Consider the following 18,610-nt stretch of genomic DNA (forward strand, 5'->3'; position numbering starts at 1 on the left):
AAGGTGGAGAACGCGTGCCGTGGAGGGTCAGAAGATGCGGACCGCGGCCTCGGCCGGCGCGGCGAGCAGGCTCTCGATCTCGTCGTCGAGGCGGACGAGGGTCAGCGAGGCGCCGGCCATGTCGAGCGACGTGCAGTATTCGCCCACGTAGTTGCGGGCCACCGTGATGCCGCGCTCGGACAGGCGCTGGTGTGCCCGGCGGTAGGCGATGTAGAGCTCGCTGATCGGCGTACCGCCCAGGCCGTTGATCATGAGGGCGACCCGGTCGCCGGCCTCGTAGGGCAGGTCCGGCACCACGGCGTCGAGCATGTCGTCGACGATCTGGTCGGCCGCGGCGAGCTTGCGGCGCTCGCGGCCCGGCTCGCCGTGGATGCCGACGCCGAACTCGATCTCGTCGGCGCCGAGGTCGAACAGCGGCGAGCCCTTGGCCGGCGGGGTGCAGGCGGTCAGGGCCACGCCGATCGTCCGGGCGACGTCGTTGACCTTGTTGCCGATGCGGAGCAGCTCCTCGAGGGAAGAGCCCTGCTCGGCGGCGGCGCCGACGGCCTTGATGACGAAGAAGTTGCCGGCCACGCCGCGGCGGCCGACGGTGTAGAGGGAGTCCTGCACGGCGACGTCGTCGTTGATCGTGAGGATCTCGCAGCGGACACCGTCGGCCTCGGCCATCTCCTTGCCCATGTCGAAGGCCATCCGGTCGCCGGTGTAGTTGTTCACCAGCAGCAGCACACCTTGGGGGGAGGCGAGCAGCTTCGCGGTCTCGTAGACGTAGTCCATCGGCGGGGCCGCGAAGACGTCGCCGGGGCAGGCCGCGTCGAGCATGCCCTTGCCCACCGCCATGACGTGCGCCGGCTCGTGCCCCGAGCCGGAGCCCTGCACGAGGGACACCTTGTCCTCGCGGGGCGCGTCGGCCCGCATGATCAGGTTGTACGCGGGGACGTACTTCAGGGTGTCCGGGTTGGCCAGCGCGACGCCCTCGAGCATCTCGGGGACGTAGCTCTTCGGATCATTGACGAACTTCTTCACGACGCCGCTCCTTGCTTCCAGGTCTCGCTGATCCGTTCGGCGATGACCGCCACCGCCATGGCGCCGGCGTCGACCGAGCCCCTGCTGCGCTCGCCGGTGTACGCAGCGCGCCCGCGCTTGGCGACCATGCCGATGGTGGCCTCGGCCGCCTCCCGGGCGGCGCTCGCCGCCGCCCGGATCGCCTCGTCCGGGCTCTTCCCCGCCGCCAGCGCGGAGGAGAGGGCGTCGGTCAGCGGCACCAGCGCGTCCAGCAGCGTCTTGTCGCCGACGTCGGACTGGCCCCGCGCCTTGATCCCCTCGGTGGCCGCGCGCAGCATCGCGACGACGTCCGCGCCGTTCGCCGCGGCGGCGCCGGCCCGCAGGAAGGCGGTGCCCCAGAGCGGCCCCGAGGTGCCGCCGATCCGGGAGGCGATCACCATCCCCGTACGTTTGAGGAAGGCGCCCGGCGAGGACCGGTCGAGGTCGTCCCAGCCCTGCAGCAGCTTCTCGAAGCCGCGCGCCAGCGAATAGCCGAAGTCGCCGTCGCCCACCACCGAGTCGAGGTCGCCGAAGTACTTCTCGTTCTCGATCGCGGTCTCGGCGATCGTCCGGACCACGCGCTCGGTGTCGTCGATGCTCATTCGTCCCCTCCGGACAGGCAGGCGCGCAGGTCGTCGAGGGTGACCAGGTCGCCGGGCCGGGCCGGGCCGCGGGCGGCGAGGACCTCGATCGGCGGCCGGCCCGGGTCGCCCAGCTCCGAGACCACGAGGGCGGCCTCGGTGAAGTCCTCGCCGCGGGTGTAGCCGTTGACCGTCACCAGGCAGCGCAGGCCGGCGCCGGTCGCGGCCAGCAGCCCGTTGCGCGAGTCCTCCACGACGAGCGTCTGCTTCTTGTCGAGGCCCAGCCGCTCGACGGTCAGCTCGTAGATGGCCGGGTCCGGCTTCTTGGCCGGCACCACGTCACCGGCGAAGACCGGCACCTGGGCGATGAGCGCGCCGATCGCGTTCTCCAGCACCGCGCGCACCGACTCCTCGGCCGAGGTCGACGCGACAGCGACCGTCCATCCCTCGGCGAGCGCCGCCCGGATGATCCGGGCGACGCCGGGCCGCGGCGGGACGCGGCCCTCGGCGACCAGCCGCTTGAACGCCGCCGTCTTGGCCTTGTGCCACGTCAGGAGGCTTTCGGTACGGTCGGCAGCGCCCACGGCCGCCGCGAACGCGGGATCGTCGAACAGGCTCGCCATCCGCTCCTTGCCTCCGCCGATCCGCAGCTTCTCGCCGTACTCCTGTTCGCTCCAGTGCGCGGGAAGGCCGAACCGCTCGAAGGTCGCGTTGAAGGCGGGCAGGTGCCCGTAGCGCTCGGTGTCGGCCAGCACACCGTCGCAGTCGAAGATCAGGGCGGTCACCAGGCACGCCCCGCGCCGCCGAAGAGCCGGATGTGCGCGCGGGCCATCGCCACGACCGCGGCCCGCTGCTGCCGGAAGAGCGCCGGCGGATCCCACTTGCCGCGCTCCTCCGCCTCCTTCAAGTGCGCGAGGGACGACCGGAGATAGCTCTCCTTGAGCGCCGTCGAGATGTTGACCTTGGCGCAGCCGCGCGCGATGAGATCGGTGAACTGCTCGTCGGAGAGCCCGGTGCCGCCGTGCAGCGCCATCGGCACGCCGGTCGCCGCCACCAGGTCACTGACCCGCTGCGCGTCCAGGGTGGGCGCCTGCCGGTACTGCCCGTGCGCGTTGCCGATGGCCGGGGCGAAGCAGTCCACGCCGGTGTGCTTGATGAAGTCGACGGCCACCTCGAGCGACTGGATGCGCGACGCCTCGTCCGACCCGACGTCGTCCTCGACGCCCTGGATGCCCTCGATCTCGCCCTCGACGTGCGCGCCCGTGCGCCGCGCCTGCGCCACCACCTCGGTCGTCTGCCGCAGGTTCTCGGCGACGTCCAGCTCGTGCGCGTCGAACAGCACCGAGTTCCAGCCGCCGGCCAGGCAGTCGGAGATCACCGTACGGTCCGGGCAGTGGTCGAGATGCAGGGTCACCGGCACGTCGACGTCGCGCACGAGCGCCTGGAAGATCTCGAAGAGCTGCCTGCGGCCGTACATCTTGACGGTCTTGACCGAGGTTTGCAGGATGACCGGCGCGCGCTCCTCGACCGCCGCCGCGAGCACGGCCTCGATGCTCAGATCGTTGACGATGTTGAAGGCGCCGACACCGTACCGGTCGGCGAGAGCACGGTCCAGGATGTCCTTCATCGGCACGACGGGCATGCGCCCAGTCAAGCCACCGGTCACCCGATCGCGGTATGGGGTGAACACCCCATCAGCCAGCCGCTCTCCAGGGCGGTCACGACGGCGGCCGTACGGTTGCGGGTGCCGGTCTTGCGCATCACCGCGCCGACGTGCTTCTCGACGGTCTTGGGGGAGAGCCCCAGCCGGGAGGCGATCTCGCGGTAGGTCAGGCCCTGCCGCATCAACTCGAGAACCCCCAGCTCACGAGCGGTGAACGGGACCGGCGCGGCGGGCGGCGGACCGGGCCTGCCGCGCCCGGCGGTGCGCACGATCGCCGCCGCCGACGCCTGGGTCAGCGTTTCCAGATCATCCACGGCTCGTACGGAGAAAGCGGGCGCGAAGGTGACACTCACCGCGACCACCTCGCCGCGCCACCAGATCGGCACGGCCGCCGCCGACCCGCGCCGCACCCGGTCGGCGGCGACCAGATGCCCGGAGCGCAGCTGACCGTACTCGGGAATCACCACCGGCCGGCGGCTGCCGAACGCCCGCCCGGTGGCACCCTCGTCGAGCGGGAACGAATCACCCAGGCGGCAGAAGGCCCCGAACTCGGCAGCCTTGGTGTAGCGGCCGGCACCCGCGTCGATCAGCGACACGCTGCCCGCCGCCGAATCGGTGAGCCGGGCCGTGTGCCACAGCAGCCGGCGCAGCACGGTGCCGAGCCGGAGGTCGCCGTAGATGTCGGCCACCGCCTCGGCAAGCTGGAAGCTGTGCACTCCCACCCGCCGAACATATGTTGTTGATGTCGGTGACGCCATTGTTGTTGATGTGGGTGCCGCCGTCTTCCACTATGGCGGGATGACGGATACGACGTACGACGTCATCGTGGTCGGGGCGCGCTGCGCCGGGTCGCCGCTCGCGATGTTGCTGGCCCGCAAGGGATATCGCACGCTGCTGGTCGACCGGGCCACCTTTCCCAGCGACACCGTGTCGACGCACGTGATCCACCCGCCGGGCGCGGCCGCGCTGTCGCGCTGGGGGCTGCTCGACCGGGTCGCGGCGACCGGCTGCCCGCCGGTGGGGCGCTACTCGTTCGACTTCGGGCCGCTCACCCTGGCCGGGGCGCCGGGCAGCGCCGACTCGCCGTACGCGTACGCCCCGCGCCGCACGCTCCTCGACAAGATCCTGGTCGACGCCGCCGCCGAGGCGGGGGCCGAGGTCCGCGAGGGCTTCTCGGTCGAGGAGGTGACCGTCGAGGACGGCCGGGTCACCGGCATCCGCGGGCACGACCGCGGCGGGGCGCCGATCACGGAACGGGCACGGGTGGTGGTGGGCGCGGACGGGCGCAACTCGGTGGTCGCCAAGACGGTCGGGCCTTCGGCGTACGAGGAGCATCCGCCGCTGACGGTCGGCTACTACTCGTACTGGAGCAACCTGCCGACCGACACGTTCGAGGCGTACAGCCGGCCGGGCCGCGGCTGGGCGGTGTGCCCCACCAACGACGACCTCACCCTGGTGATCGGCGGCTGGCCGCACGCCGAGCTTGCCGACCACCGCGACGACGTCGAGGCGACCCTGATGGAGACGTTCGCGCTGTCGCCCGCCTTCGCCGAGCGCATCCGCGACGCCAAACGCGAGGAGCGCATCGTCGGCATGTCGGTGCCCAACTACTTCCGCACCCCGTGGGGCCCCGGCTGGGCGCTGGTCGGCGACGCCGGCTACAACCGCGACTTCATCACCGCCCAGGGCATCACCGACGCGTTCCTCGACGCCGAGAGCCTCGCCGCGGCGCTGGACGAGACCCTCGACGGTGCCACCCCGTACGACGAAGCCCTGGCCGGCTACCAGACCCGCCGCGACACCCGCGCCATGCCGGTCTACCAGATGACCCTGGGCATCGCCTCGCTCCAGCCGCCGGACGAGCAGACCGTCCAGCTGATGTCGGCGCTGGCCGGCAGCCGCGAGGGGCAGGACGCCTTCGCCCGCCTCAACTCGGGCGTGACGTCCCCACCGGAGTTCTTCGCCCCGGAGAACGTGGGCAGGCTCCTCGGCGGGGCGTGATCGCGCCGCCTTACTTTCGGGTCGTGCAGGTGGTGGTGGCTGTGGCGGACGGGTTGCTCTCCGAGGTGACGGTCACCGTCGTGCGGCGGGTGTCCTTCGTCCAGACCTCCACCAGGGTGGTGCGGCCGGCGGGGACGGCGATCACCGTGCGCGGGAGGGTGGCGGCGGGGGCCGTCACGCGCAGGACGTCGGTGGCTCGGCCGGTGTTGCGTACCGGGATGGTGCAGCGGGTCCAGCCCGTGCGGTCGGGGCTTGCCGTGTCCGGGTAGGCGCGGACGCCGCGCCGGGCCGGGCCGGCGCCGTCGAGGGAGCGGATCGCCACCTCGTACGAGAGGACGCCCCCGCTGTCGCGTTTGCGGTCGAGGACGTAGAAGTGCAGGCGGTTCGCGGTGTCGACGTGTTCGAAGCGGCTGCCCGAGCCGGTGCCGGCGTGGAAGAGCGCGTCGGAGAGCTGGCGGTAGTCGCCGATCGTCATCTTCTGCGGGGTGCCGTCCGGCAGGACGAAGTCGATCTTGTCGATGTCCTGCGGGTTCGCGTCGATCGTCCAGATGAACGGGGCGGCGTCCTCGTCCTTGGTCTTGGCGATCAGCACGCCGGAGTCGGGCGTGAACGAGTCGAAGCCCATCCGGTCGACCACCTCGAGGGTGTAGTTGTCGTAGCCGCCGCCGTCGCAGAACGGGTCGGCCGCCGTGTCGCAGGCGGGGGAGCGGTCGCCGCCGTCGAGCGTGACGTTGATGCCCGCGCGCCCGCTGTCGACCGCGCGGGCCGTCACCCGGGTCACCACGACGCCCGTGCCGGCCAGGGACGACCGGGAGAGCCGCAGCACCGCGCCGGGGTCGACGATGCCCAGCTTCATCTTGTTGCGCAGCATGTGCTGGGCGCCCATCGACGAGCCCGCCGTGCCCGGGATCAGCCAGCGGCTGTGCGGGCCGCCGGGACCGTTGAACGTGCCCCGGCTCAGCATCTCCCACGGGCCGCTGTAGTCGCGGCGCGCCGGCACGCTGTACGGATTGTTGTAGTTGTCGCCGACCCCGAGGATGTGGCTGAACTCGTGCGCGTAGGTGGACATGCCGGAGCTCTCGGCCTGCAACGAGCTGCCCTGTGTCGCGTTCGGCCAGATGTTGGCCGAGGCCTGCCACGAGGTCCAGTCGACGTAGCGGGTGGCGTTCCAGTTGGGCAACGCGGCGTCCGGCGGGCCCCACTCGTCGGTCACGTCCTCCTTGGTGGTGAACTTCATCGGGCCGAACTCCTGCCAGGTGGCCGACTCGTCCTGCCCGGCGGAGAGGAAGAAGACGAAGTCGTACTCGGCCGCCTCCGCCTCGCCGACCGCGGCGATCCAGGCGGCGCGCGCGTCCGTGCGCAGGTTGCGGGCGCAGGTGTCGCCGGCCGGGCAGCCCTGGCCGCGCTGCATCTGGGCCTCGATGCCGTACTCGTGACTGTCGGCCGGCATCTGGTAGACGCCGTACGCGCTCAGCTCGATGCCGAAGCGCCCGTTCGAGTCCTCCATCCAGTATTCGTGGATGGTGTGACCGCGGTTGAGCGCGCCGGGCTTGTTGAGGAAGTCGCGATAGAACCCCGGCACGTCGGCACGGGCCAGATTCTGTACGCCGGAAGGGTTGCCGTAGATGGTGGAGTTCGCGGGCTGGGTGACGACGAACGGCTGGTTCGGGTAGTCGACGAGCACGAGCGCGCCGTTGAAGGTGCGCTCCGACCCGCGCACGGCCGGATCGGCCCAATCGGTGCCCGGCACCGGCCGGTAGTCCGACCAGGTCATCGTGTCGGGCAGCTCGTAGCGCTGCGGGTCGATCGGCTGCGGCCCGCCGCCCTTGCCGCTCAGCGTGGCGGCCTCGTCGACCTGCCACGGCTGGGTCTGCGGCCAGTGCCGCATGCGCCAGGGCGTGCCGGGATCGACGTCCCCCGGCGGCGCGGCCGTGGCCGGCGAGGCGATCAGGGCACCGGCCAGAGCCAGCACCAGGACGGACGTTGCCGAGACCACGCGCCGCGCACTCGTCATGCCGCCATCCTGGCAGCCTGATCGATATAGTTCAATGCAATCCGGCGGGGGCGGAAGGCGGCGGCGATGTACGACGATCCCTTCGAGACGGCGGAGCGGCTGGCGCTGCGCGAGGCGACGGCGCGGTTCGTGCGCCGGGAGATCGTGCCGCACCTCGACGGGTGGGAGCGGGCCGGCGAGATACCCCGGGAGCTGCACCGGCGGGCCGCGGCGGCCGGGCTGTACGGCATCGGCTTCGCCGAGGAGCACGGCGGCGACGGGGGTGACACCGTCGACACCGTCGTCAGTGCCGAGGCGTTCCTGGAGGCGGGCGGGTCGTCCGGCTGTCACGCCGCGCTGTTCACGCACGGCATCGCCCTGCCGCACATCGTCGCTACCGGCGACAAAGCCTTGATCGACCGGTACGTCCGGCCCGCCCTCGCCGGCGAGACGGTGTGCGCGCTCGGCGTCACCGAGCCGGACGCCGGGTCGGACGTCGCCGCGCTGCGCACCACGGCGGTCCGGGACGGCGACGACTACATCGTGGACGGCGCCAAGATGTTCATCACGTCCGGCGCGCGGGCCGACTTCGTCACCACGGCGGTGCGCACGGGCGGCCCCGGCGCGGCCGGCATCAGCCTGCTGGCCGTCGAGCGGGGCACGCCCGGCTTCACGGTGTCCCGGCGGCTCGACAAGATGGGCTGGCTCTGCTCGGACACCGCGGAGCTGTCGTTCGCCGGCTGCCGGGTGCCGGCCCGCAACCTGATCGGCGCCGAGAACGAGGGCTTCGCGCTGATCGCCCGGGTCTTCGTGCCCGAGCGGATCGTGATGGCCGTGCACGCGTACTCGGTGGCGCAGCGATGCCTGGACCTCACGGTCGAGCACACCCGGGCCCGCGAGACGTTCGGCAAGCCGCTGGCGGCCCGGCAGGTGGTGCGGCACAAGCTCGTACAGATGAGACAGCGCGTCGAGTTGGCCCGCACCTACACCCGGCGGGTGGCGGCCCGGCACGCGGCGGGCGACATGGTCGCCGGTGAGGCGTGCCTGGCGAAGAACGCCGCTGTGGACGCCTGCAAGTACGTGGTCGACGAGGCGGTGCAGCTGCACGGCGGCATGGGATACATGCGCGAGACCGAGGTGGAGCGGCACTACCGCGACGCCAGGATCCTCGGCATCGGCGGCGGCGCCACCGAGGTGATGACCGACCTGGCCGCGAGGATCTTCGGGTACGGGTCCTGAGCCCGGCGGTCAGGCGGGCTCCACGCCGAACGCCGCGGTGACGGCGGCGGCGCGGCTCTGCACTCCCAGGCGGCCGAAGATGTTCTCCAAGTGCTTGCGGACCGTCGCGTCGGCGACACCGAGGCGGCGCGCGATCTGGCCGTTCGTGTGGCCGGCCGCCACCAGGCCCAGCAGTTGCCGCTGCCGGGTGGTGAGCGCGGAGCTGGTGCGCGCCCGGTGCAGCTCGTGCAGGTGCGGCCGCAGGAGCGTGAGCAGCGCCCGGTCCCGTTCGCTGAAGTCCCGGCCGGGACCGCGGAACAACACCAGCCGCACGGTCTGCCGCGGCGGGCTGGGCAGGCACAGCATGATCTCGCGCTGCACCCCGGACGGGCGCAGGTAGTCCGCGTACATGCCGGTCGCGCGCAGCTCGCGCAGCGACAGGAAGTCGCTCAGCGTGATGACGCTGCGATGGTCTCCCGACTCGTCGGGATAGCTGCACGGGCGGCAGTCGCGATAGTGCGCCCAGAACGCCGGGAGCAGGTCGTCGGCGCCGGCGTCGGGAAGGTCCCGCGCCCACGGCACCTCGCGCCGGTCGCTGTCGAGCCGGAAGAAGGCGAGCGCGTCGCAGGAGATCAGCTCGCGCAGGCCGTGCAGCACCGACCACGGCATCGGGCCCGGATCGGCGTCGTCGTCCGGGCTGCCGATCAGGCCGAGCATGGTGCGCACATCGCGATCACTCAGTGTCATCCGAGATGCCACGTACGTGACGGTAGTCGCGCGCCGCAAGTACGACGAACGTCGCATGGCGGCGGCGTTTCCCCCGGGCCGAGGCTGGAGGGACCAACTCGGGAAGGGGACACGACGATGGTCGAGAGATGGGTGCGGCGCCCGCCGCTCACCGTGGCACGCGGCGGGCTGATCGACGCGGTGCTGAAGGTGCCGTACGCGATCGGCGGTTTCACCACGGACTTCGCGCAGGAGGTCGGCGCGGTGGAGAGGCTGGGCCGGCTCGGCGGCCCCTGGACGCCGGTCGCGCCGATGCCCACGGCGCGGGGCAACGCGTCGGCCACCGCGGCCGGCGAGCGGATCTACGTGCTCGGCGGTTTCGTGGGCGGCAAGACCGTGGACGTCGTCGAGGTCTTCGAGGACGGCATCTGGCACACGGGCCGCCCGCTGCCCGCCGCGCGGGGTGCGGCGGCCGCGGCCACCGTCGACGGCCGGATCTACGTGGCCGGCGGCTTCGACGAGGACGACAGCGCCACCGACAAGGTCATCGCGTACGAGGTGAGCACCGACCAGTGGCACAGCGTACGGCCGATGCCCTCCAAACGCGGCCTGCTCAAGATCGCGGTGCACGACGGCCGCCTGCACGCGATCGGCGGCCGCGACGACAACGCCGTCTCCCAGCGCACGGCCGAACGATACGACCCGGCGACGGACACCTGGGAGACGATCGCGCCGATGGCGACCGGCCGCGGCAACCCCGGCGTCACCAAGGCGGGCCGGCACGTGTACGCCGTCGGCGGCCAGGGCGCCGGCGTCGCGTTGCGGACCACCGAGCGGTACGACCCGGCGGCCGACCGCTGGGAGACCCTCGAGCCCCTGCTCGCCGTGCCCCGAACGTCGCTCTCCGCCGCCACGGTGGCGGGCAGCACCTTGGTGGCGTTCGGCGGTTTCGAGTTGCTGGGCCCCACTCCCGTCGCCAGCGCCAGGGTGGAGTCTTTACACGTTTGACGCGGCAGGCGGTGCTTTAGCATCGCGCCGTGCTGTATGCGATTCCAGCCGGAGCGGGACGCTCACTCGTGGGTCACGTTCGTGTTCACCGCGCATCACCGCCAGGTCTACGTGCTCGACGGCGCGCCCGGAGGAGACCGGCGCTTAGGCTGAGGCATGGCGATCGATCCTCGTGGTGCCCAGCTGAAAGAGTTCCTTCGCGCCGACCCCGGTGGCCCGGTGGTCATGCTCAACCTGCTGCGCTTCGCCGACGGCGGGCGGGAGTCCTACGCCGCCTACGGCGACGCCCTGCGGGAGACCTTCCTGCCCCGGTACGGGGGTGAGGTGCTCTACGCCGGTGACGGTGACACCGCGCTCGTCGCCGAGGACGGTCAGCAGTGGGACGCGGTGCTGCTGGTGCGCTATCCGAGCCGCGAGGCGTTCAGCCGGATGGTCGCCGACCCGGAATACCAGCGGGTCACGCACCTGCGTACGGCTGCCCTGAAGGAAGCGGTCCTCCAGCCGACCCGGCCCTGGCCGGCCGGCGCTCAGCGGCGATAGTGGCCCGGGGAGGAGCCGATGGTGCGGATTCTGGTCGCCGAGGACATGCGCATCCTGCGGGACACCCTCGTCGCCGTCCTGAACCTCGAGGACGACTTCGAGGTGGTCGCCGAGGTGGCCGCCGGCGACCGCATCGTGCCCGCCGCGCGGGAGCACCGGCCCGACGTGGCCCTGGTGGACATCGACCTGCCCGTCGAGGACGGGCTCGCCGCCGCCGTCCGGCTGCGGGAAGAGGTGCCCGCGTGCCGCGTCCTCGTTCTCACCGGGCTGGGCCGGCCGGCCGAGCTGCGCCGCGCGGTGGCCGCACGGGTGGCCGGCTTCCTGCTCAAGGACGCCCCGTCGGACGACCTCGTGGCCGCGGTGCGGGCCGTTGCCGCCGGCGGCCGCGTGTTCGACGCCGAGCTGGCCTTGTCGGCGCTGGAGGCGGCGGCGAATCCGCTGTCCGCGCGGGAGGCCGAGGTCCTCAAGCGCTATGCCGAAGGGGTCTCCGCGGCCGAGATCGCCGGGGAGCTGTTCCTGTCGTACGGCACCGTCCGCAACTACCTGGCGTCGGCGGTCACCAAGCTGGGCGCCCGCAACCGGGTCGACGCGGCGCGGATCGCCGGCGACGCCGGCTGGCTGTGAACCCCGCTCAGACGGGGATCCGTACGGTCAGCTCGAAGTCGTCCCCGTGCGCACACGAGCCGACGTGCCCGCCCAGGGCGGCGGCGCGGGTGGCCAGGTTGGCGAGCCCCTGCCCGCCGGTGCGCTGCTGCGGCGCGCCGCCCGTACCGCCGTCATTGGTCACGCGGAGAGTGACCGACCCTCCATGCCGGACCACCTGGATCTCGCACCGGGTGGCGCGGGCGTGGCGCAGCACGTTGGTGACCGCCTCCCGCAGGACGGTTGCCAGCACGCCGTCGACGTCCGCCGGCAGCGACCGGTGCGGCGAGGCGCGGACCCGGACGTCCATGCCCGTCGAGGCCAGCAGCTCCCGGGCGGCGGCCAGCTCGGCGTGCAGGGACAGGCCGTGCCCACCGGTGGTGACCGCGCGGATGTCGGCGCGCGCCTGAGCCGCCAGCCGCACCAGCGCGCCGGCCTCGCCACGGGCCCGGGCGTCGTCCCGGCCGATCAACCGCCGGGCCAGGTCGCACTTGAGCGCGACCGCGGACAGGCCGAGACCGAGCAGGTCGTGGGTGTCCTGCGCGACCCGCAGGCGCTCGCGCTCCACCGCGGCCCGCGCCAGCTCCCGGCGGGTCGCCTCCAGCCGTTCGGCGAGATCGGTGAGGCGCGACAACCCGTACACCGCGAGGCCGGTCGACGCCGCCACCCCGACGAGGAAGCCCGCCACCGCGAACCCCGCCGGGTACAACAGCAGCCAGTGCACGCCCACGCTCGCCGCGACGGCGCCGAACACCGCCCACGCCCAGCGGCCGGACAGCACCAACAGCGCCGAGCCCGCCGGGAACGCGGCCATCCCGATGCCCGAGATGTGCTCGTCGCCGGTGGTGGCGGCCACCAGCACGAGCAACAGCAGCACCTGGACCGGGAACGTGACGCGCCAGGCCCGCCCGGCCAGCGAGTGGTACAGCTGCAACGCGACGATCCCGAGGGTGGCGGCCATCCCGGCGGCGGTGGCCGCCGCGCCCGAGGCCGCGTCGGCGACGATCACCAGGTGGTGCCCGGCGTACACGAGGAGGTCGACGAGGAGCACCAGCAGCGCCAGGCGCGGCGCCACCGTGTTGCCGGTGCGCGGCGGTGCGGACGGTCCCGGGTCCGGCCGGTCGCGGGCGGTGTGGCGTACCTCCTCCGCGGCCTGCCTCGCGACCCGTGCCGCCTCCGCCAGGCTCGCCCGCGCCTGCTCCGGGCTGCGCGACAGCACCGCCATCGCGTCCCGAGCCTGCTCCGCGACCGTCTCGAGGCGCCCGCCGACCGCCGCGCGCAGCCGGGCGACGGCCCGCGAGCGCTCCTGGGCGACGGCCAGCCGCGCCCGCTCGGTTCGCGCCGCCCTCAGCTCGCGGACGAGATCGGCGAGGCGGACGAGCCCGAACAACGGCAGCGCCGTGTCGATCGGGACGACGAACACCGCCGAGACGAACTGCGCGCCACCCTGCGGGTAGGCGCCGAACACGCCGAGACGCAGCACCGCCTCGGCCGCGACGACGGCGGCGAACAGCGCCCAGCCCACCCGCGGCCGGAGGGTGAGCAGCAGCAGGCCGCCGAGCAGGCCCGACAGGCCCACGGCCCAGGTACGGCCGAACAGGGCGAAGGGCAGAAAGGTGAGGACGGCCTGGGCGGCCAGCAGCGACCGCGGGTGACCGTCCCAGATCACCCGGCCGCGGGGAACGGTGTAGAGCAACGGCAGGGCGAACAGCGCGACGGTCATCGCCGCGCCGGTGGCGCCGTTGCCGAGCGCCACCGCGGCCCCGGCCCGGGCGGGCACGAGCAGGCAGAGGAACGCCAGGGGGAGCACCCAGGCGAGCCGCGGGGCCAGGGCCCCGCGCTCACCACCGTCGCCCGCCACGTCACCTCCTCGCGCGCTGCGCCCGCGGCCGGATCGTGCGGTCACCGACGGTACCCGACGTGTTCACGTCCGGCCGTGCGCGCCGCACCACGACCCGCACGGCGCCGGCGGCCAGCAGGCCGAGCAGCCCGTAGAGCAACGGCAGCATCGTCGCGCCCCACGGCCATCCGGGCCCGGCCAGGCCGGAGAGCCCGGACGCCGGGTACTCCAGCGTCTTGGCCCGCCACCGGGCGGTCGGCACGTCGATCGTGCGGGCCATGTCGCGCAGTGCCAGATCGAACGCGAAGCCCGGCTCGGCGTGCGGGTATTCCGGCGCGGGGCCGCCCAGCTCCCGCGCTCGGGCGTCCAGCGCGGCGCGGTGCCGGACGGCGGCGTTCGCGCCGGGCACAAGCAGGCGATCCAGGTCCGGCATCGCGGACAGGCCGCCGCGCGGCACGAAGACGAGGCCGTGCCGGGAACGGACCGGCAGGGCGGCGTCCATGCCGAGCGCGACCAGGCGGCCGGCGTAGGCCGCCTCGGTGTAGGTGCCGAAGAGCGACGCGAGCTCGATCTCGCCGGCGCCGTCGGTCAGCACCACGCCGATGTCCGGCCGTGGGCGGAAGGTCAGGTTGACGCCGGCGATGGTGTCGCGCGGGCCGAAGGTGGAGCCGGGCAACGGAGCGGGAGCGCCGGGCCGGTAATGCGCCCAGCCCACGGCGGCGGCCGCGGCCGCCGCCGTCCGCTCGCCCAGCAGACGCTCGACGACGCGCAGCGCGCCGTCGATGCCGGAGAGCACGGCGCCGGTGGTGATGACGGTGCCGTCGTCGACGTAGCGGGTGGCCCGCTGCCAGCGGACGGCGGGATACCGCTCCTCGAGGTCGCCCAGCCGGAACCAGTGCGAGGTCGCGTCGCGCCCGTCCAGCAGCCCGGCCGAGGCGAGCACCTCCGCGCCGATGCAGACGCCGAGCACCAGCGCGCCCGCACCCGCCTGGCGGCTGAGCCAGGCGTTCACCGGTGCGGTCGTGGCCGGTTCGGCCCGCGGCATCTGCGGTACGGCCACCACGTCCGGCGCCGCACCGGCCAGCCGCTCCTCGAGCTCGGCGAAGCTCAGATCCGGGAGCAGGTCCAGGCCGCCGGTCAGCGGCACGAGCCGGCGCTCGGGGGCGACCGTGTAGAGGTTGACCGCCCCGGTGACGGCGAACGTCTCGTACGGCCCGAGGACGTCACCGACGTTGGCGCCGTGGTTTCCCACGAGCACCACGACGGTCGGCTTGCCGGGATCGTGCGGGGGTGGCCGCAGGTCACGCGCCGGGGCGGGCACCGAGGTGTCGGCGGCGGGCTCGTAGAGCGTCCGCTGGTACGACGTCGCCCGGCTGACCCCGATCACGAGGGGCAGGGCCAGCACGGCGACGAGCACCACACCGGCCCGGTACAGGATGCGCAGCATGTCGTCCTCCATTCGACGCAACGTCCTTGGCGCCGAGTGTGGAGCCGTGCGGGGCGGCGTACCCAGTGGCTGAAGCGCGAGTTCCGTGTGCAAAATGCACGGCCGGCCGATGACCGGGAGCACTGGCCCGGCCCGCGCGGGAGGGCGAGACTCGATGGCCTGACTCGAGGAGATGACATGGGCACTGTGGAATCCCAGGACGGGACGAGGATCGCCTTCGACGAGCACGGCCCGGCCGATGCGCCGGCGGTCGTGCACGTCTACGGCGCCACCGCGCACCGGGCGGTGCAGCCCTCACCGTCCGAGATCGCCGGCGCCGCCGGCGGCGCCCTGCGGGTGATCGTGTTCGACCGGCGGGGCCGTGGCGCGAGCGGGGACACCCAGCCGTACGAGGTGCGCCGAGAGATCGAGGACATCGCGGCGCTGATCGCCCACGCGGGTGGCCGTGCCGTCCTGCTGGGTGAGTCCTCGGGCGCCGTGCTGGCCCTGGAGGCGGCGCGCGCCGGGCTGCCGGTGGACGGGGTGGTGATGTTCGAGCCGCCGTTCGTCGTCGACGACCAGCGCCCGCCGGTGCCCGCCGACTACCTGCCGCGGCTGGACGCGCTGCTCGCGGAGGACCGGCGCGAGGAAGCGCTCAAGCTGTTCACCGTCGAGAGCGTCGGCATCCCCGAGGAGTACCTCGGCGGCATGACCGCCATGCCGACGTGGGAGCCGGCGATCCGGGTCGCGCCCACGCTGCGCTACGACGGCCGCGTCATGGCGGGCCTGATGGCCGGCGACCCGGCACCGCTGCGGCGGTACGCCGGCGTGACCGTCCCGGTGCTCGTGCTCGTCGGCGAGCAGACGTTCCCGTTCCTGAAGCCGGCCGCCGCCGCGATCGCGGAGGTGCTGCCCAAGGGCGAGCTCCTGGAGATCCCCACCGAGAACCACACCCTCACCCCGCAGGCGGTGGCACCCCCGCTGCGCGAGTTCCTGTCGGCGCAGAACCGATGAACGTGTCTCGCTGCCCGTCGGTCTCGAAGGGCCGCCACCGGCTGATGTATGACGAATATGCGCTCGTGAATATCTTGTCTTCCTACCTTCTCCCTGTCGTGTGCCGGCAATCGAAGGACGAGGGGCATGGGGAGAAGACGGGGCGTGTTGATCGCGGCCCTGGTGCTGATGCTCGTGGCGAGCTCAGGCTACTGGGGTTACGTGGCGACGCGGGACGACGGTACCGCACCGGCGGTGGCGGCGGCGGAACAGACGAGCGAGCCGGGGCTGCGGGATCGCCTCGGCGGGGCGGTCCGCGATCTGGTGGGCGGCGGCACGGGCGGGGGCGAACGCAAGGCCGAGCCGGTCAGCGCGGGGCTCGCCGTCAACGAGCGTCCGCCCGCCGGCAAGAAGTGGCCGGCGCAGAAGCGGGTGCGGGAGGTCGCCGCCAAGCGGACCGCGAACGGCAAGGTCTACCAGTTGTCGGACGGCCGGTTGCAGGCGGAGATCTCCGCGGTGCCGGTGCACTACCGCGACGCCAAGGGCGCGTACAAGCCGATCGACACGAAGGTGAAGCCGACCGGCCGGGCCGGCTATGTGCAGGGCAACGCGACCAACGCGTTCACCAGCCTGTTCGGCGACCGGACCGACAACCTGGTGCGGTTCGAGAAGGACGGCCGGTCGATCGAGCTGGGCCTGCCGGGTGCCGCGCGCAAGGCGGCGCCGAAGGTGTCCGGCTCGACGGTGACCTACCCCGTGGACGGCGTGGAGCTGGTCTACGAGGTGAGCTCGACGGAGCTCAAGGAGAAGATCGTCCTGCGGAAGGCGGGCGCTTCCTCGTACACGTTCTCGCTCGACGCCGACGGCCTGACGCCGCGGGCTGAGGCGGACGGCTCCATCTCGTTCCTGAGCGCGTCGGGCGCGGTGGTGCTGCGCATGCCGGCGCCCTACATGTACGACGCCAAGGGCGCCCGGAGCACGAAGGTCACCCAGACGGTCACCGGCTCGGCGATCACCGTGTCCGCCGACCCGGCGTGGCTGAACGACAAGGCCCGCGCGTACCCGATCGTGATCGACCCGACGATCCAGGTGCAGCCGGTGCCGACCGACGCGCAGGACGTCGAGATCTCGTCGGGGGCGGCGACCACCAACTTCGACAGCTCGTACGAGCTGCGGGTGGGCACCGACGCGACGGCGGCCTGGCGGTCGATGCTCAAGTTCGACACGAGCATGGTGCCGGCCGGCACCCCGATCGACGACGCGCAGCTCCAGCTCTACTACGACTCCTCGTACTACGCGTACGGCCAGGACGTGCCGATGGAGGCGCGGAAGATCACCGCGCCGTGGTCGGAGACGACGGCGACCTGGGCGAGCATGAACGCCAACATCGCGGCCGAGCCGGTGGGCAACATCGTCACGGTCGACGACGGCGACAGCAACACCGCCGCGTCGGGCACCTGGACGCCCTCGACGAACACCGCGATGATCGCGAAGGCGATCGGCGGGGACTACCGGGTCAACAACGACGCGGCGACCGGTCAGACGTACACGTGGGTGCCGACGATCACCGAGGCCGGCAACTACCTGGTCGAGGTGCACTACGTCGGCGAGTTCGACCGGGCCGCGAACGCGCCGTACACCGTCCACTACAACGGCGGCTCCAAGACGTACACGGTGGACCAGACGACGCCGACGGCGGCCGGGGCGTGGAAGACGCTCGGCGTCCACCCGTTCGCGGCCGGCACCGCCGGCAAGGTCGTGCTGGGTGACGTGGCGAGCAAGGCGGTCATCGCCGACGCGGTGCGGTTCACCAAGGCGAACACCGTCAAGGCGAACAGCAAGTCGAGCGTGTGGTCGTCGTTCCCGGTGCGCAACGTCGTGCAGGAGTGGGTCAACGGCACGTCGCCGAACAACGGCCTGATGGTCAAGGCGGTCAACGAGGCGGACAAGGGCCGCGGCGGCGCGATCTTCCAGGCTTCGGAGTTCGCGTACGAGAACGCGCGGCGCGACTTCAACCTGCCGAAGCTGCTCATCACGTACGGCAAGCCGGGTGTCGCGGTGAACCCGCCGACCACCATCACGGCGACCGGCGCGGTGCTGGACTGGCCCGCGTACACCGGCACCGACATCGCCGAATATCAGGTCCACCGCAGCGTCTTCCAGACCTGGACGCCGTCCGCGGCGACCCTGGTGGCGCCGGTCGGCAAGGCCACGACGACGTTCCAGGACACGACGGCGGCGCCGACCGCGGCGGCCGAGACCGACATCATGAAGCGGAAGTTCTTCTACTACATGGTCGCGGTCAAGACCACCGACGGGAAGATCATCCCGGGCCCGACGGTGCAGGCCATGCTGCCGAAGGCCGGGCAGATCACGAAGATCTTCCGGACCGGGGTGACCGACACGACGCTGTCGGCCACGCAGTCCACCACCAATGTCAACAGCTACGCCGGCGACCCGTACGTGTCGCCCGGCAACAACTCGACGGTCTACGGCGACACGCGCGGCCTGGTCCGGTTCCCGGTCTCGGGCATCCCGGTCAACGCGCAGGTCACCGACGCGCAGCTGCGCATGTGGAACGTGGGCCTCTACCCGGGCACGGACACCGACGAGTACGTCGACGTCTACAAGCTCACCAAGGGCTTCGACCAGACCAAGGCGACGTGGAAGACGACCGACGGCACCACCACGTGGGGCACCGACGGCGGCGCGTACGACACGAGCTGGTCGGCGGCGAACAACGGCTTCACCAACGACCCCAAGTGGATGACGTGGAACGTCACGCCCGCGGCCAAGTCGTGGGTGGCGAACCCGGGCGGCAACTACGGCCTGCTGCTGCGGCAGCGCGACGAGGTCAACCAGACCGCCCGCGCGATGCTGCTGTCGGCGGAGGCGCCCGAGCCGATGCTGCGCCCGGCGCTCGAGGTGACCTACCTGG

The 18,610-nt window shown here is 72.5% G+C and carries 16 protein-coding genes; 7 read left to right on the forward strand and 9 right to left on the reverse strand.

Going from position 1 to position 18,610, the window contains the following annotated elements; translation table 11 throughout:
- Positions 1-27: 27 nt before the first annotated feature.
- Genes dhaK through Ade02nite_RS42575 form a run of 5 tightly spaced genes read right to left on the reverse strand, consistent with a single transcriptional unit; the run spans position 28 to position 4,007 of the window.
- Complete coding sequence (dhaK, locus tag Ade02nite_RS42555; protein WP_203776490.1) at positions 28-1,023, reverse strand: dihydroxyacetone kinase subunit DhaK; 996 nt, start codon at positions 1,021-1,023, stop codon at positions 28-30.
- Positions 1,020-1,643 (reverse strand): dihydroxyacetone kinase subunit DhaL, encoded by a 624-nt coding sequence (gene dhaL / locus Ade02nite_RS42560; protein WP_203776492.1) that lies wholly within the window; start codon positions 1,641-1,643, stop codon positions 1,020-1,022. Before dhaL ends, dhaK begins: the two co-directional genes overlap by 4 nt.
- Positions 1,640-2,407, reverse strand: coding sequence for an HAD-IA family hydrolase (locus tag Ade02nite_RS42565; RefSeq protein WP_203776494.1), 768 nt, complete (start codon positions 2,405-2,407; stop codon positions 1,640-1,642). Before Ade02nite_RS42565 ends, dhaL begins: the two co-directional genes overlap by 4 nt.
- Positions 2,404-3,264, reverse strand: a complete 861-nt coding sequence (locus tag Ade02nite_RS42570) for a class II fructose-bisphosphate aldolase (RefSeq protein ID WP_203776496.1) — start codon at positions 3,262-3,264, stop codon at positions 2,404-2,406. Before Ade02nite_RS42570 ends, Ade02nite_RS42565 begins: the two co-directional genes overlap by 4 nt.
- Positions 3,265-3,284: 20 nt before the next feature.
- Positions 3,285-4,007: a LuxR C-terminal-related transcriptional regulator gene (locus Ade02nite_RS42575; RefSeq protein WP_203776498.1), complete on the reverse strand. Its 723-nt coding sequence runs from the start codon at positions 4,005-4,007 to the stop codon at positions 3,285-3,287.
- A gap of 76 nt (positions 4,008-4,083) precedes the next feature.
- Between Ade02nite_RS42575 and Ade02nite_RS42580 the strand changes: the two genes are divergently transcribed.
- Positions 4,084-5,286: an NAD(P)/FAD-dependent oxidoreductase gene (locus Ade02nite_RS42580; protein WP_239169451.1), complete on the forward strand. Its 1,203-nt coding sequence runs from the start codon at positions 4,084-4,086 to the stop codon at positions 5,284-5,286.
- A 10-nt stretch (positions 5,287-5,296) separates the two neighbouring features.
- Here Ade02nite_RS42580 and Ade02nite_RS42585 read toward each other — a convergent pair whose 3' ends face one another.
- Positions 5,297-7,300 (reverse strand): M6 family metalloprotease domain-containing protein, encoded by a 2,004-nt coding sequence (locus Ade02nite_RS42585; RefSeq protein ID WP_203776500.1) that lies wholly within the window; start codon positions 7,298-7,300, stop codon positions 5,297-5,299.
- A gap of 66 nt (positions 7,301-7,366) precedes the next feature.
- Here Ade02nite_RS42585 and Ade02nite_RS42590 point away from each other — a divergent pair, with 66 nt between their 5' ends.
- Complete coding sequence (locus Ade02nite_RS42590; protein WP_203776502.1) at positions 7,367-8,518, forward strand: acyl-CoA dehydrogenase family protein; 1,152 nt, start codon at positions 7,367-7,369, stop codon at positions 8,516-8,518.
- Between the two features lie 9 nt (positions 8,519-8,527).
- Here the strand turns inward: Ade02nite_RS42590 and Ade02nite_RS42595 are convergent, their stop codons facing one another.
- The gene (locus Ade02nite_RS42595) at positions 8,528-9,244 is read right to left on the reverse strand and encodes a helix-turn-helix transcriptional regulator (RefSeq protein ID WP_203776504.1); all 717 of its coding nucleotides are present in this window, start codon (positions 9,242-9,244) and stop codon (positions 8,528-8,530) included.
- Between the two features lie 117 nt (positions 9,245-9,361).
- Here Ade02nite_RS42595 and Ade02nite_RS42600 point away from each other — a divergent pair, with 117 nt between their 5' ends.
- The 3 genes from Ade02nite_RS42600 (at position 9,362) to Ade02nite_RS42610 (ending at position 11,395) form a co-directional block, all read left to right on the forward strand.
- The gene (locus Ade02nite_RS42600; protein ID WP_203776506.1) at positions 9,362-10,231 is read left to right on the forward strand and encodes a Kelch repeat-containing protein; all 870 of its coding nucleotides are present in this window, start codon (positions 9,362-9,364) and stop codon (positions 10,229-10,231) included.
- 156 nt (positions 10,232-10,387) lie between these two features.
- Positions 10,388-10,771 (forward strand): DUF1330 domain-containing protein, encoded by a 384-nt coding sequence (locus Ade02nite_RS42605; protein ID WP_203776508.1) that lies wholly within the window; start codon positions 10,388-10,390, stop codon positions 10,769-10,771.
- 18 nt (positions 10,772-10,789) lie between these two features.
- Positions 10,790-11,395, forward strand: a complete 606-nt coding sequence (locus Ade02nite_RS42610) for a response regulator transcription factor (RefSeq protein WP_203776510.1) — start codon at positions 10,790-10,792, stop codon at positions 11,393-11,395.
- Between the two features lie 7 nt (positions 11,396-11,402).
- On the opposite strand, the gene Ade02nite_RS42615 is transcribed toward Ade02nite_RS42610, so the two are convergent.
- Positions 11,403-13,274, reverse strand: coding sequence for a sensor histidine kinase (locus Ade02nite_RS42615; RefSeq protein WP_203776512.1), 1,872 nt, complete (start codon positions 13,272-13,274; stop codon positions 11,403-11,405).
- 1 nt (position 13,275) lies between these two features.
- Positions 13,276-14,700: a DJ-1/PfpI family protein gene (locus Ade02nite_RS42620; protein ID WP_203776514.1), complete on the reverse strand. Its 1,425-nt coding sequence runs from the start codon at positions 14,698-14,700 to the stop codon at positions 13,276-13,278.
- Between the two features lie 177 nt (positions 14,701-14,877).
- Here Ade02nite_RS42620 and Ade02nite_RS42625 point away from each other — a divergent pair, with 177 nt between their 5' ends.
- Positions 14,878-15,693, forward strand: coding sequence for an alpha/beta fold hydrolase (locus Ade02nite_RS42625; RefSeq protein ID WP_203776516.1), 816 nt, complete (start codon positions 14,878-14,880; stop codon positions 15,691-15,693).
- Between the two features lie 126 nt (positions 15,694-15,819).
- Positions 15,820-18,610, forward strand: a 2,791-nt coding sequence (locus Ade02nite_RS42630) for a DNRLRE domain-containing protein (protein ID WP_203776518.1), incomplete at its 3' end; no start/stop codon positions are given.

Source organism: Paractinoplanes deccanensis, from assembly GCF_016862115.1.
In the GTDB taxonomy this organism is placed as follows: domain Bacteria; phylum Actinomycetota; class Actinomycetes; order Mycobacteriales; family Micromonosporaceae; genus Actinoplanes; species Actinoplanes deccanensis.